Source organism: Mesorhizobium sp. P2_C7 (genome assembly GCF_056404515.1).
This window is the reverse complement of record NZ_JBFUDW010000020.1, coordinates 52,729-65,930: the sequence shown is the minus strand read 5'-3', so window position 1 is coordinate 65,930 and position 13,202 is coordinate 52,729. Positions and strand designations below refer to the sequence as shown.

Annotated in this window: 12 protein-coding genes; 6 read left to right on the top strand and 6 right to left on the bottom strand. The window is 65.5% G+C overall.

Annotation, left to right across the window (positions count from 1 at the left end):
* Nucleotides 1-122 precede the first annotated feature (122 nt).
* Both choW and choV read left to right on the top strand, forming a co-directional pair.
* Nucleotides 123-977 (top strand): choline ABC transporter permease subunit, encoded by an 855-nt coding sequence (gene choW, locus AC1D2G_RS31090; RefSeq protein WP_477418825.1) that lies wholly within the window; start codon nucleotides 123-125, stop codon nucleotides 975-977.
* A complete protein-coding gene (gene choV / locus AC1D2G_RS31085; protein ID WP_095090823.1) occupies nucleotides 974-2,155 on the top strand; it encodes a choline ABC transporter ATP-binding protein in 1,182 nt (393 codons plus the stop codon). Before choW ends, choV begins: the two co-directional genes overlap by 4 nt.
* A gap of 60 nt (nucleotides 2,156-2,215) precedes the next feature.
* Here choV and AC1D2G_RS31080 read toward each other — a convergent pair whose 3' ends face one another.
* Both AC1D2G_RS31080 and AC1D2G_RS31075 read right to left on the bottom strand, forming a co-directional pair.
* Nucleotides 2,216-3,622 carry an ATP-binding protein gene (locus tag AC1D2G_RS31080; RefSeq protein WP_477228234.1) on the bottom strand — a complete coding sequence of 469 codons (1,407 nt, stop codon included), beginning with the start codon at nucleotides 3,620-3,622 and terminating at the stop codon, nucleotides 2,216-2,218.
* Nucleotides 3,619-4,335 carry a response regulator gene (locus AC1D2G_RS31075; RefSeq protein WP_095090825.1) on the bottom strand — a complete coding sequence of 239 codons (717 nt, stop codon included), beginning with the start codon at nucleotides 4,333-4,335 and terminating at the stop codon, nucleotides 3,619-3,621. The genes AC1D2G_RS31080 and AC1D2G_RS31075 overlap by 4 nt, the downstream gene beginning before the upstream one ends.
* A gap of 233 nt (nucleotides 4,336-4,568) precedes the next feature.
* Between AC1D2G_RS31075 and AC1D2G_RS31070 the strand changes: the two genes are divergently transcribed.
* The 4 genes from AC1D2G_RS31070 to clpS all read left to right on the top strand — a co-directional run bounded on the left by AC1D2G_RS31070 (nucleotide 4,569) and on the right by clpS (nucleotide 6,168).
* Nucleotides 4,569-4,871: a hypothetical protein gene (locus tag AC1D2G_RS31070; RefSeq protein WP_457151218.1), complete on the top strand. Its 303-nt coding sequence runs from the start codon at nucleotides 4,569-4,571 to the stop codon at nucleotides 4,869-4,871.
* 38 nt (nucleotides 4,872-4,909) lie between these two features.
* Nucleotides 4,910-5,143, top strand: coding sequence for a hypothetical protein (locus tag AC1D2G_RS31065; protein ID WP_095090827.1), 234 nt, complete (start codon nucleotides 4,910-4,912; stop codon nucleotides 5,141-5,143).
* 215 nt (nucleotides 5,144-5,358) lie between these two features.
* Nucleotides 5,359-5,724, top strand: coding sequence for a hypothetical protein (locus AC1D2G_RS31060; RefSeq protein WP_477300303.1), 366 nt, complete (start codon nucleotides 5,359-5,361; stop codon nucleotides 5,722-5,724).
* A gap of 138 nt (nucleotides 5,725-5,862) precedes the next feature.
* On the top strand, nucleotides 5,863-6,168 hold the full coding sequence (gene clpS / locus AC1D2G_RS31055) for an ATP-dependent Clp protease adapter ClpS (RefSeq protein ID WP_095090829.1): 306 nt from the start codon (nucleotides 5,863-5,865) through the stop codon (nucleotides 6,166-6,168).
* A gap of 2 nt (nucleotides 6,169-6,170) precedes the next feature.
* On the opposite strand, the gene AC1D2G_RS31050 is transcribed toward clpS, so the two are convergent.
* From AC1D2G_RS31050 to AC1D2G_RS31035, 4 genes are all read right to left on the bottom strand, one after another.
* A complete protein-coding gene (locus tag AC1D2G_RS31050) occupies nucleotides 6,171-8,249 on the bottom strand; it encodes a hypothetical protein (protein WP_477228231.1) in 2,079 nt (692 codons plus the stop codon).
* 63 nt (nucleotides 8,250-8,312) lie between these two features.
* On the bottom strand, nucleotides 8,313-11,132 hold the full coding sequence (locus AC1D2G_RS31045) for a DUF4159 domain-containing protein (RefSeq protein WP_477418823.1): 2,820 nt from the start codon (nucleotides 11,130-11,132) through the stop codon (nucleotides 8,313-8,315).
* Entirely contained in the window at nucleotides 11,129-12,070 is a 942-nt protein-coding gene (locus AC1D2G_RS31040) for a DUF58 domain-containing protein (RefSeq protein WP_477418821.1), read from the bottom strand. Before AC1D2G_RS31040 ends, AC1D2G_RS31045 begins: the two co-directional genes overlap by 4 nt.
* Nucleotides 12,070-13,074 (bottom strand): AAA family ATPase, encoded by a 1,005-nt coding sequence (locus AC1D2G_RS31035; protein WP_457151223.1) that lies wholly within the window; start codon nucleotides 13,072-13,074, stop codon nucleotides 12,070-12,072. Before AC1D2G_RS31035 ends, AC1D2G_RS31040 begins: the two co-directional genes overlap by 1 nt.
* Between the last annotated feature and the right edge of the window lie 128 nt (nucleotides 13,075-13,202).

Below are 13,202 nucleotides of genomic sequence, written 5' to 3'. Positions count from 1 at the left end.
GCGTGACCGAAATAAAGGGCAGCCATTCTGGAAAAGGCTGCCCTTTTTCATATCCTGTGACAAGATGACGTTGCGACATCAGAGGCCGAGGGCAGGGCGGTCTCCTGCATGAGAGGGGCGATATGGATCCGATCTCGAAATTCATGGTCGATCACAAGATTCCGATCGGCGCCTGGGGAAAGGCGTTCTTCGGCTTCCTCACCGACAATTTCGACACTGTCTTCAGGGCCTTTTCGAATGGCCTCAATTTCCTGCTCGACGGGTTGGTCGACATCCTGCTGCTGGTGCCGCCGGTGCTGCTGGCGCTTGTCATCGCCGCCATCGCCTGGCTGCTGCAGCGCTCGAGGCCGCTCGCAATTGGCGTCTTCCTCGGCCTGATCTTCATCATCAACCAGAACCTGTGGAAGCAGACGGTGCAGACGCTGGTGCTCGTGGTTGCGGCCRCCGCCATGGCGATGGCCATCGGCGTGCCGCTCGGCATCTGGGCCGCGCACAAGCCGAAGGTCTACCGAATCATGCTGCCGGTGCTCGACCTGATGCAGACGCTGCCGACCTTCGTCTACCTGATCCCGGTGCTGACGCTGTTCGGTCTCGGCAACGCGCCCGGCCTCATCGTCACCATCATCTTCGTCATCCCGACCGCGGTCAGGCTCACCCATCTCGGCGTCGTCTCGGTACCGAAGTCGATCGTCGAGGCAGGCGAAGCGTTCGGCGCCACCAAGAGCCAGCTGTTGTGGAAGGTGGAACTGCCCTCGGCGCTGCCAACCATCATGGCCGGTCTGACGCAATCGATCATGCTGTCGCTGTCTATGGTGGTGTTCGCGGCGCTGATCGGCGCCGGCGGCCTCGGCACTGAAATCAACAGAGCGCTCGGCTCGCGCCGCATCGACCTCGGGCTTGAGGCGGGCCTGGCCATCGTTGTCCTCGCCATCGTGCTTGACCGGATGACCCGCATTGCCGTTGGAGGCAAGAAATGACCGTCGCCGTCGATTTCAGAAACGTCGATATCGTCTTCGGCGCCGACCAGGCCGGATCTCTGGCAATGATTGACGCTGGAGCCACCCGCGCCGAGATCCTCGAAAAGACCGGCAATGTGCTGGGTTGCGCAGGCGCCAGTCTGACCGTGAACGAGGGCGAGATTTCCGTGCTGATGGGCCTGTCCGGTTCGGGCAAGTCGACATTGCTGAGGGCCGTGAACCGGCTGAACGTGGTGTCGCGCGGTCAGGTGCTTGTCAAGGACGGYGACAAGACCGTCGACGTCGTCACCTGCGATGAGGTGACGTTGAGAAGGCTGCGGCAGAAGCAGGTAGCTATGGTGTTCCAGCAGTTCGGCCTGCTGCCCTGGCGCACGGTCGAGGAGAATGTCGGCCTCGGCCTCGAACTCGCCGGTGTTCCGGAAGCCGAGCGCAAGGAGCGCGTCAAAAAGCAGTTGGAGCTCGTTCATCTCGACCAGTGGTCGAAGAAATACGCGCATGAGCTTTCGGGCGGCATGCAGCAGCGCGTCGGCCTGGCCCGTGCCTTCGCTACCGAGGCGCCGATCCTGCTGATGGACGAACCGTTCTCGGCGCTCGACCCGCTGATCCGCACCAAGCTGCAGGATGAATTGCTGCAGCTGCAGGCCGAGCTGAAGAAGACCATCATCTTCGTCAGCCACGACCTCGAGGAGGCGCTGAAGATCGGCAGCCATATCACCATCATGGAAGGCGGGCGCATCGTGCAGACCGGCGCGCCGGAAGACATCGTGCTGCGGCCCGCCAACGACTATGTCCGCGACTTCATCGCAAATGTGAACCCGCTGTCGGTGCTGACCGCCTGGAATGTGATGCGCGACCGTCGCGACCTGGAGCACGGCGACAATGGCTGGGTGTGGCTCGACCGGCGCAAGACGACGCGCTTCAAGATCGACGACCACGGACTGGTGGCGGCGGCCGAACGCGACGGCAAGCCTGCGGTGTGGGTGTCATGCGCCGATGTCGAGGGCCAGTCCGAGGAAGCGGCGCAAGTGTTCTGGGCCAACCCCGGCACCTCGCTGAAAACCGTGATGCTGGCCATGCATCGCTCGCAGACCGCACCCGTGGCGCTGTTCGACGACCAGTCGCGCTTTGTCGGCGCCATCGGCATCCGCGACGTGCTGAGCGCGGTGCTGCGGCGGTAGCGCCAGGCTTCGGCTGCGGCCTTCGCTGCAGCGAAGGCTGCCTGGTGGTCCCAAATCGCCCTACGCCGCCAGCGGCAGGCGCAGTTGCGTCAGCAGGCCACCGCCCGGGTTGTTGGACAGGCTGATCTCTCCGCCGGCGGCCCGCGCGATGTTGCGGGCAATGGTCAGGCCGAGACCGAGACCGCCGGTCTGGCGGTTGCGGGATTGTTCGAGGCGCACGAACGAGCCGAACACGGCGTCGATCTGCGCCTGCGGTATGCCCGGCCCTTCGTCGCGGATGGTGAGCAGGATCATGTTCTCCGAGCGGCGCAGGCTGATATGCGCCTTCTTGCCGTAGGTGATCGCATTCTGCATCAGATTGGTGACGCAACGCCTGAGCGCGACCGGCCGTGCCATGCAGATCAGGCCACGCGAGCGGGTGTCGTCATCGAACGAGATGTCGTCATAGCTGTCGGCGATCGACTCGACGAGCGACCAGAAGTCGATGCGTTCGCTCTTTTCCTCGGTCACCTCGAAGGTGGCGAAGTCTATCACCGAGCTGGCGATGCTCTCGACATCGGCGAGATCGTGCGCCAGCGCTTCGCGAACGGCCGATTTGCGCAACAGCTCCAGGCGCAGACGCATCCTTGTCATCGGCGTGCGCAGATCATGCGCCAGCGCCGCCGCCAGATGTTCGCGGTCCTCGACATATTCGCGCAACCGGGCCTGCATGGCATTGATCGCCTTGGCGGCGGCACGCACCTCGCGGCTGCCGCTTTCGGCGATCGGCGGGCTCTTCAGATCCTTGCCGATCCGGTTCACGGCGGTTTCCATCATCCGGTAGGGAGCCGTCAGCCGGCGCAACGACCAGATCGACATGATCACCACCAGGCCCGCGATCAGCGAATAGAGTGGCAGGCTGTCGAAGCTCAGGATCGGGCCGACAGGCGTGATCGGCTCGGTGAAGTTCAGCCACTGGCCGTCGGCGAAGCGCAGCGACGCCGTCAGCTTGTCGCTCTGGGCGAAGTCGGCGGCCAGAACCAGCAGGTCGCGCTCGACCTGGCCGATATCCGGTCCCGGTGCCATGCCGGTGGCATCGTCGGCCTCGCGCGTCGCCGGGTCGCGCCGCACCCGCGCATCGGTGATGCCGAATTTCGACAGCCGGCCGACGAGGATGTCTTCGAGTTCCGCCAGTTCGTCGTCGCCGGCAATCGACGAGGTGACCGCGGGCGTGTCGGTGACGGTAAGCGCGTAGGTGGAATTGAACAGGCCGGTCGCCGTCGCCTTTCGTTGCTCCGGACTGGCGTCATGCATGAGCTGCACCAGCGAGAAGGCACGGTCATTGAGACGGTAGAGGTCGACAACGTCGTTGGCCGCGGCGCGGTCGCGCGACACGATGTAGAGGGTCGCGACCTGGCTGATCAGCAGGCCGGCGATGACGATCAGCAGCACCCAGACAGGCAGGGTCTGCGGCAGGAAACGTCTCATTCGGAGGTCGTCTCGGGCAGGAACTGGTAGCCGCCGCTGCGCACGGTCAGGATCAGCTTGGGCGTTTTCGGGTCGTCTTCCATCTTGCGCCGCAGCCGGCTGACCAGGATGTCGATGCTGCGGTCGAAGGAATAGTCGCTGTCACCGCCGGACAGTTCGATGAGCTGGTCGCGCGTCAGCACGCGCTGCGCGCTCTTGACGAAGGTCTGTAGTAGGTTGAATTCCGCCATGGTCAGTTCGACCCTGACATCGTCGGGGGCGATCAGCCGGCGTCGCGAACAGTCCATCGTCCAGCCGGCGAAGCGGTAGATCTGCTTGGTGGTGGCGCGCTTGGGCTCGGCGGCGCCGTTGCGCCGCAGCACGGCGCGGATGCGCGCCAGAAGCTCGCGCGGGTCGAATGGTTTGGGCACATAGTCGTCGGCGCCCATCTCCAGGCCGACCACGCGGTCAGTGGTCTCGGTGACGGCGGTCAGCATGATGATCGGTGTCGAGTACTGGGCGCGAAGGTCGCGGCACAGTTCCAGCCCGCTCTTGCCGGGCAGCATCACGTCGAGGACGATGAGGTCCACCTGGGCGCGGCGCAGGATGGCCTCCATCTCGGTGCCGTCTGCGGCAACCGAAGTGTGCAGGCCCCGCTTCTGGAAGAATTCCTGCAGCAGGTCGCGGATGCCCTTGTCGTCGTCGACGATCAGTATGTGTGCGTCGGATTTCACAGCAGCCCTGTCATTGTTTGATTGCCAAGCCGTTCTGTCGCAACCCACACGATAGAATTCAGGCCATATGTTGGCCAGTGGTGATGATGCGTCCAACCGGCTTCCTTAGACACAATCCAGAAACAAAATTCTACAGTTCAGAAAAACTCCTGAAAAAATACAAAGGCATAACTGGTCTCGTGGCGGTCAGGTCATCGGCTGCGACGCTAGTCTCGGGGTTTACGGATAAACCGATGCCAAGGTTGTCGATCAGTTTGTTGGGTGCGTTGCTGGGCATTTGCCTGGTTACTGCCGCTGTCGAACAATCGGACGCAAAGGTGACGCCCACCACCCGGAGCGAACGGTGCGCCAATCTCAGCCACCAATTTGATGAAGCCCTCGAAACCCATGCCGCGGCAACGCAGGTCACCGCGGCAAAGGCACTTCAGAGAAAGGGTAACCGGTACTGCGCCGCCAAGAAACAGGCACAGGGCATCCGGATGCTCGCCAACGCTTTGAAGCTGCTTGGAGTGACGCCGAACGACCCGGTTCAGTGACGCTCGAAAACTCGACCCGCTAAAAAGGAAGTGAAGCCATGAAGAAGTCCATCCTCTCCGCAACCGGTCTCGCCGTCGCTCTCGCCTTCGCGATGCCGGCTCTCGGTAACGCCGCTGCCACCACGACCGCTGCTCCGGCTGCTTCGACGACCACCACCGCTCCGGCTACTGCCGCCCCGGCCAAGACTGCCCCGAAGAAGGTCGTCAAGAAGACCAAGAAGCACAAGAAGGCTCCGACGAAGGCCGTCAAGAAGGACGCCCCGAAGGCTTAATCCAGATCAGGCATACCTTGCCCGTCTGCGACAAGGCCGTTCCAGTTGTTTTTCGGCTGGGGCGGCCTTCTTTCCTGTCCGACCGCTGAAAGCCCTGATATCGGCGATGTAGCGGACGGTTAGCCTACCGATGTTTGGCCGAAGCCCCGCGYCGGCAGCTTCCGCCCCGACCGACTTTAGCCCGTTTGCAATGCCGGCCATGTAGGACAATCCGCATGAAGAAGCGGCTTTCGTCCACTCTGCGTTCGTTGGTGCTTGGCGGCCTGGTCGCCACTGGCGCCGCCAGGGTGCTGATCCTGCTCACCGCCAGCCCGGTGCCCGATCCGGCCAGCGGACGCACCGAGCCTTCGCTGTTCGCGCCGGAGATTTCCACCAACTGGGACTACATCACGCCGGCACAGACCTGGGTGCTGATCGTGCTCACCGGCACAACGCTGATCTGCGTCGTCGCGTGGCCGATCGCGGCATGGCTGGAACGCCGGGCGGATGCGGGCGGAAACCGCCTTCGGTCCGATTTGCCGTCCGTCACAGCCGCGCGGCAGATTCCCGGCCGCCGCATCTTCGGCCGCCAGGACCGTTGAACGGCAACCGAGACTTTCCCACATAGTTGTGAATGACGGCGCCCTCCGGACCGGCTTTGCGCGTCAATCAAAATGGACGGCTGAATTCGCTGGTGTCAGAATGCGGGCCAGGTCGCTTGCGCAAAATTGTCGGTTCCGATGCCTGAAATCACCACAAAACCGCGTACCGAGGTTAAGCCGCAGACCGAGCGGCCAAAGCTCTACAAGGTCATCCTCATCAATGACGATTTCACGCCGCGCGAATTCGTGGTGACGGTGCTGAAGGGCGAGTTCAAGCTCAGCGAAGACCAGGCGCACAGGATCATGATCACCGCGCACCGGCGCGGCGTGTGCGTCGTTGCCGTCTTCACCAAGGATGTCGCCGAGACCAAGGCGACACGGGCGACCGATGCCGGCAAGGCCAAGGGCTATCCGCTGCTGTTCACGACCGAGCCGGAAGAGTAGCCCTACCGCCCCTCGCGGTACCACATCGAACCCATCGCCAGAAGCAGCAGGCCGAGGCCGAGGAAGCCGCCGAACAGCGGCACGCGCGAGACCGCCTTGAGCACGCTGTCGTCAGTCGTGCGCAGGCCGATCCAGTCGCTGCCGCTGGCATCGCCGGCCGAGCGGACGGGCACGATCGACGGCAGCGTAATGTCACTGCCAAGGGCCGTGGATGACGCCAGTCGCCGCACGCTGCCGCCGGTGGCTTCCGCCGGCGTTCTCAGCCGGTTTTCCGTGGAAATGACATCGGCGAATTCCGGCGCGTTGACCGGCCCGACATGGGCGAGCGCGGTGAGGTCGCCATTGGCGACCTGGTAGAGGCCGATCTCGCTGGTCTCAACGCTGCCAAGGAAGACGCCGGGATCGGATTTGTCGAGCTTGACGGTCAAGGTCTTGCCGGACGGGGTGATGATCTGCGCCGGGCCGGGAGCATCGGCCATGGTCTGGCGGCGGATTTCCAGCACCATGCCGCGGCCGTCGGCGGTCAGCCGCTCCTCCTCGAGATCGGGCTCCTTCATCAGCCAGTGCGCGATGCGTCGGTACAGTTGGACATGCGGGCCGCCACCCTCGAAGCCGCGCGCCCACAGCCAGCCCTGGTCGGACAGAAGCATGCCGACGCGGCCCTCTCCCTTGCGGTCGAGCAAGAGCAGGGGCCGGTTGTCGGCGCCCTTCATCACCACTTCGCCTTCGGGATTCTGCACGCCGATGGTGCGGAACCAGCGGCTCCAGTGCGGCGGCTCGGTGGCCGAACCGTCGAGCCCGCGCGTCACCGGGTGGCGCTGGCCGAGGTCGGTGAGGCGCGGATAGAAGGCCTTGTCGACCACCTCGCCGGTAGGCATCGCCGGCAAGGCCGACATCAGCGGCGTGCGCGCGATCGAGCTTTCGCCGGCATATTCGGGGCCGGCCGCGATCAGCAGCGCGCCGCCCTTTTCGACATATTCGGAGATGTAGTCGTAGTAGAGGATCGGCAGCACGTCGCGGTGCTGGTAGCGGTCGAAGATGATGAGATCGAAATCCTTGATCTTCTCGACGAACAGTTCGCGGGTCGGGAAGGCAATCAGCGACAATTCGTTGATCGGCGTGCCGTCCTGCTTTTCCGGCGGCCGCAAAATGGTGAAATGGACGAGATCGACCGAGGCGTCGGATTTCAAGAGATTGCGCCAGGTGCGCTCGCCGGCATGCGGCTCGCCGGAGACGAGCAGCACACGCAGGTTTTCGCGAATACCGTCGATGAGCGCGATGGCGCGGTTGTTGGTGTCGGTCAGTTCGCCCGGCTCGCGGTCGATGGCGAGCTCGACGATGTTGCGGCCAGCGCCCGGAATGGTCACCTGCAGCGGCATGGCCTGGCCGACGGTGGCATGTTCGACCGCGACCTGCTCGCCATTGACCGAGACGCGCACTTCGACCGGGCTGGTCTCGTTTTCCGTCGAGATCACGCGGTAGGTCATGTCGAGCGGCTTGCCGACAAGGCCGAAGCGCGGTGCGTTCTCGAAGCGGATGCGGCGATCCTTCTCGTGATCGTTGCCGGTGATCAGGGCATGCAGCGGTGCGTTGAAATCGGGGCTGCCCGCGGGCGCGTCATGCACCTCGCCATCGGTGATCATGATGGCGCCGCCAATGCGCGACGGCGGCACGTCGCGGAAAGCGCCTTCGAGCGCGCCGAACAGCCGTGTCTCGGTGCGCTCCTCGGCGGCTTGCGATTTGCCGGCCTCGATGACGCGCACATCGAACTGCTTGAAGCGGCCAAGACGCTGCTGCAGCCCGGCCAGTGCCTCGTCGGTCTGCTTGGTGCGGTCGCCGATATCCTGGCTCTGGCTGCGGTCGACGACGAGGGCGACGACGCTTTTCAGCGGCTCGCGTTCCTCGTTGAGGAACACCGGGTTGAACAGGGCGGCCGCGAGCGCCATCAGGGCGACGAAGCGGAAGACGGCACCGCGCTGGCGAAACCACAGGCCGATGAGCGCCAGCAGCGCCAGCGGCACCAGCACCAGAGCCAGCAGGGGCCAGGAGATCAGCGGCTCGAGGGAGATCGACCAGTTCATGAATTAGCCTCCCCCTTGTGGGGAGGGCAATTCCGGGCTGGGAACGCAACAAAGCACGTCATCCTACTGCCCCAGCCGTTCGAGCAGTRTGGGCACATGCACCTGGTCGGATTTGTAGTTGCCGGTCAACATGTACATCATGATATTGACGCCGGCGCGCAAGGCGTAGATGCGCTGCATCGGGTCCGCCGGCACGGTCGGCAGCAGCGGATCGCCATTTTCGTCGACCGCCCAGGCGCCGGCGAAATCATTGGCGGTGATCATGATCGGCGAGACGCCGTCGCCGGTGCGCACCGGCCGGTTCTCGGCATTGCTGGCGTCGAGCGAGGCCTCGACCCAGAGCGGGCTGCCACTGAAGCGGCCGGGAAATTCGGGCAGGATGAAGAAGGATTTGGTCAGCACGTGGTCGGACGGCACCGGCTCCAGCGGCGGCACGTTGAGGTTGCCGAGGATGTCGCGCAGCCGCTCCGTCGCCGGGCTGGTCGAATCGGCGCCGATGCCGTTGGCGAACTGGTCGCGCGTATCGAACAGCACCGTGCCGCCTTGCTGCATATAGGCGTCGATGCGGGCGATCGCGGCCTGGCTCGGCATCGGTGCGGCCGGATCGATCGGCCAGTAGATCAAGGGATAGAACGACAGCTCGTCCTTCGCGATGTCGACGCCGGCCGGCGCGCCGGGTTCCAGCGCCGTCTTCTCGACCAGGAAGCGGGTCAGGCCTTCGAGCCCGGCGCGGCTGATCGAATCGTCGCCCGGCACGCCGGTCAGCACATAGGCGATGCGGGTCTTCGATATGGCCTCGATGGCGACCTCGTCGCCAGGTTTGGCGTCGTCGGCGCGGGCAGGATCGGCATGGCCAAACAGCGCGCCGAGCGCAATCAGGATCGCGGCGGTGGTGGCCACGCCACCGGCACGGCGCGGCCGGCGGGCAAACAGGCCGCCCATCCAGAACACCGCCAGGGTGTCGAGCAGCATCAGCACCAGAGCGGCGGCGACCAGTGCGCCCTTCAGGTTGCGCGATTCGTCAAAGGCATACTGGATCGATGTGACCGGAACGGTGATTTGCGGGCGCGCCAGCGGCGCCAGCTTGCTTGCGGCATCGAGCAAATTGTGAGCGAAGACGCCGGTCTCGGAGCCGTAGAGGCCGGGCGGGTTCTCGAAGGTTACCGCCAGCGCGGGACCCGGCACCAGCGGCCGTGCATCCGGCGTCGGCGGCACCAGCGAGCCGTCGGCTGATATCATGCGGTAGGGCGCCAGCGAGGTGGCCGCGGCTTCGGCATTGGCGATCGCCGCGCCCTGGTTGCGCGACAGCTGCACGATGCGGCGCAGCATCTCGACGAAGCTGCCGGAGATCGGCAGGTTCGACCAGGTCGCCTCGGGCGTGACGTGGAACAGCACCAGCGTGCCCTTGCCTTTCTTCAGTCCGGTGACCAGCGGTGTGCCGTCGGCGAGGGCGGCCCAGGTGCGCTCGACAATGTCGGGCGTCGGCTCGGCCAGCACCTGCCTGGTGACGGTGACCTCGGTCGGCGGCGCAAGATCGGCGAACGGACCGGCCTTGGGGAATTCGGTGACCGGTTGCGGTGACGTCCATGACAGGGCTCCGCCTAGCGAACGCTCACCGGTGCGCAGGCGGACCGGCAGCAGGTCGTCGTCATTGCCGGCGGCGGCCAGCCGCGAGCCGGCGAAGCGCACCAGCGTGCCGCCATTGTCGACCCAGTCGACCAGCCTTTGTCGAACCTGTGCGGGAATGGTGCCGATGTCGGCCATGACGATCATGGCCGGCTTCTGGTCGAGGATCTGCGGGATGGCATCGGCGAGGTCGGCGCTGGAGGGTTCGACGAGATCGGCGAAGGGCTGCAGCGCGCGCCTGATGTAGTAGAGCGGCGACAAAAGCGGCTGCGCTTGGTCGGCCTCGGCCTGCGACAGCAGCCCGACGCGGCGGCGCTTGGAGCTTTCGTCAAGGACGCGCACAGCACCGGCCTGGCGCTCGCCGTCGAGCGAGATCGAGGCAAAGTCGTTGCGCAGCTCGAACGGCACCGCCATGGTGCCGGTGGCGGTGGTTTCGCCAGGGGAAAAGGTCAGCGTCGCATCGGCGATGCGGCGGCCCTTGTCGTCGAAAGCGCCGGCGGTGACTTGTGCGGGTGCCGGGTCGCCCGGCGCGCGGATGGCGGTCAGCGCAAAGCCGTCGACCTGGTTGTCGGCGGTGGTCAGGCCGGTCAGCGACAGCCGGTCTGAACTGGCCCACACGACACGGGCGGCATTTTTCGACAACAGCGTGTTGAAGGCGGCCTCGTCGCCCTTCGCCGCCAGGCCGTCGGCAAGCACGGCGACGCTGGCGCCGGGCAAGGTGTCCAGCGCCCCGGCGACGCGGGCATAGACGGCGGGCCGGTCGGTCGGGATCGGCCGTGGCTTGGCGGCACGCAGCCGGTCGAGGGCGGCGGCGGCATCGAACGGGCCGATTTCCGAATTGGGCTTTTCGGCGGTGAAGGCGACGATGACCGGCACGCCGTTCGAGCCGGCGTCTTTGATCAGCCGCTCGGCGGTGGCGACGCGCTTGTTCCAGTCGGCGGCACTTGCCCAGTCATTGTCGATGACCAACGCAAGGGCCGCGCCCTCGGCCGGCAATTTTTCGCGCGGGTTGAACACCGGCTCGGCAAGGGCGGTGACGATGAGCGCCGCCATCAACAGCCTGAGCAGCGTCAGCCACCACGGGCTCTGCTGCGGCGTTTCCTCGCGCTTCAACACACGCGCCAGGATCTTCAGCGGCGGGAAGATCTCGGTCTGCGGCTTGGGCGGCGTCAGCCGCAACAGCCACCAGATCACCGGTAGCGCCAGCAGGCCCCACAGCACCATGGGGGCGCCAAAGGAGAGCGGCAGCCAGCTCATGCGACGGCCTTCCCGGCACGACTGCCCCCGGCGGTCGGCCCGGTATAACCGCCGTCGGCGGTCATCGCCATGTGCAGGCGCACGAGCGCGTCGGAAGCCAGCCGATCGGTGTGGTTGACGGTAAAGCTCCAGCCGAGCCGCTTGCACCAGGCGGCAAGTTCGTGGCGGCGGGCGGTGTAGAGCAGGCGGTATTCATCGCCGAGCATTTCGGCGCGGCCGGCGGTCAGCTTGTCGCCGGTCTCGGGATCGGTGAATTCGGTGCGGCCAGCATAGGGGAAGGTTTCCTCGGCCGGGTCGGCGACCTCGATCAGGTGCGCGCGCACGCCATGGCGGGCGAGCACGTCGAGCCAGGCCATCGTCTCCTCGACCGGATCGAGGAAGTCGCTGGCGATGACGATGTCGCAGAAGCGGCGGATGTCGGACAGGTCGGGTTTTGCCGGCAACTCGCCGGCGTGCATGAGTTGGGCGGCGATGCGCTCGGCGCCGTTGCGGGCGGTGAACGGATCGGTGAGGCCGGGCCAGGCGATGCGCTCGCCGCTGCGCGACAACAGCTCGGCCATGGCCAGCGTCAGCACAAGCGCGCGCGATTGCTTGGACACGCCGGCGCCGGTCGATTTGTAGAGCATCGACGGCGACGGGTCGGCCCAAAGCCACACCGTATGGGCGGCTTCCCATTCGCGGTCGCGCACATAGGTGTGGTCGTCGCGGGCCGAACGGCGCCAGTCGATGCGCGAGGCATCGCCTTCGACATAGGGCCGGAACTGCCAGAAATTCTCGCCGATGCCGCGCTTGCGGCGGCCATGCCAGCCGGCGATCACGGTGTTGACGATGCGGCGCGCCTCGACGAGCAGATCAGGCAGAAGCGAGGCCCGCAACCGGCCACGAGCGAGCGCGTCGCGCGTCGCTGCCGGAGCCTGGACCTCGCCGATGCGCGCCATCAAATCCCTTTCACCAGCTTTGCCACCACGTCGCGCACGCTGGTGCCTTCGGCGCGGGCGGCGAAGGTCAGCGCCATGCGATGCTGCAGCACCGGCTCTGCCAGCGCACGGACATCGTCGATGGAGGGCGCCAGCCGCCCATCGTAGAGCGCGCGCGCCCTTGTGCACAGCATCAGCGCCTGGCTGGCGCGCGGGCCGGGCCCCCAGGCGACATGCTTGTCGGTCTCGGCATTGCCCTGGCCGGGGCGCGCCGAGCGCACCAGCGTCAGGATCGCCTCGACGACGCTTTCCGGCACCGGCATGCGGCGGATCAGCGTCTGGATCTCCTTCAGCCGCACCGGGTTCAGCACGTTCTGCGCTTTGGCGTCCTCGATGCCGGTGGTTTCCAAGAGGATGCGGCGCTCGGCCTCGATTTCGGGATAGAGGATGTCGACCTGCATCAGGAAGCGGTCGAGCTGGGCCTCGGGCAAGGGATAGGTGCCTTCCTGCTCCAGCGGGTTCTGTGTTGCCAGCACATGGAAGGGCGCCGGCAGGTCGTGGCGGGCGCCGGCAATGGTGACGTGGTACTCCTGCATCGCCTGCAGCAACGCCGACTGGGTGCGCGGCGAGGCACGGTTGATCTCGTCGGCCATCAAAAGCTGGGCGAAGATCGGCCCGGAGATGAAACGGAAGGAACGCTTGCCGAACTCGTCCTGCTCCATCACCTCGGAGCCGAGGATATCGGACGGCATCAGGTCGGGCGTAAACTGGATGCGGCGTGAATCGAGGCCGAGCACGACGCCCAGCGTCTCGACCAGCTTGGTCTTGGCAAGGCCCGGCACGCCGACCAGCAGCGCATGGCCGCCGGCCAGCAGCGCCACCAGCGTGCGCTCGACGACGCTCTCCTGGCCGAAGATGACCCGGCCGACCCCGTCGCGGATCCTGGAGATGTCGGCAAGCGCCTTCTCGGCCTCGGCGATCATGTCCGTTTCGCTCATCGGGCTTTCCTTGACCATCACGCTCATGCAGCTTCGATCCCTTTGGTTGGAGATACCATGGTTGGAAATACCGGCACGCACCATAGCATAGGTTGCCGCGATTCGGCCTCGCGTGGCGCCTATGTCAAAACTTAAATCACAGACTTAGGCTGACA